Raw genomic sequence first — 545 nt, forward strand, 5'->3', positions numbered from 1 at the left:
TTTTACCAGAAGTGGCTAGTCTAACCGCAAGGAGGACGGTCACCACGGTAGGATTCATGACTGGGGTGAAGTCGTAACAAGGTAGCCGTATCGGAAGGTGCGGCTGGATCACCTCCTTTCCAGAGCTATCTCGCGAAGTTGAGCGCTCACGCTTATCGGCTGTAAATTAAAGACAGACTCAGGGGTCTGTAGCTCAGTCGGTTAGAGCACCGTCTTGATAAGGCGGGGGTCGTTGGTTCGAATCCAACCAGACCCACCATTGTCTGGCGGTAGACACCTGAGGGCATCTGTACTCAATGGGGGCATAGCTCAGCTGGGAGAGCACCTGCTTTGCAAGCAGGGGGTCGTCGGTTCGATCCCGTCTGCCTCCACCAATCCTCAATGACAAACATTCGAATGACGATTGTTCGAGTCTTTTTCATTGGCGATTGAGCCAGTCAGAGCGGTACGAAAGTATCGGCTGTCGTTCTTTAACAATCTGGAAGAAGTAAGTAATTTGGATAGCGGAAGCGTCTTGAGATGGACGTGGAAACTATCCGGGTTGT

General features: G+C 51.7%; 2 tRNA genes and 1 rRNA gene. All 3 read left to right on the forward strand.

Annotated features, from left to right (window positions below):
- Positions 1 to 119: ribosomal RNA gene (locus DPV79_RS41600) — 16S ribosomal RNA — on the forward strand; the annotation flags it as partial.
- A 63-nt stretch (positions 120 to 182) separates the two neighbouring features.
- Positions 183 to 259: transfer RNA gene (locus DPV79_RS41605), tRNA-Ile, on the forward strand.
- 39 nt (positions 260 to 298) lie between these two features.
- Positions 299 to 374: transfer RNA gene (locus tag DPV79_RS41610), tRNA-Ala, on the forward strand.
- Positions 375 to 545: the final 171 nt, after the last annotated feature.

It is taken from the genome of Burkholderia reimsis (genome assembly GCF_003294055.1).
GTDB classification, from domain to species: Bacteria; Pseudomonadota; Gammaproteobacteria; order Burkholderiales; family Burkholderiaceae; genus Burkholderia; species Burkholderia cepacia.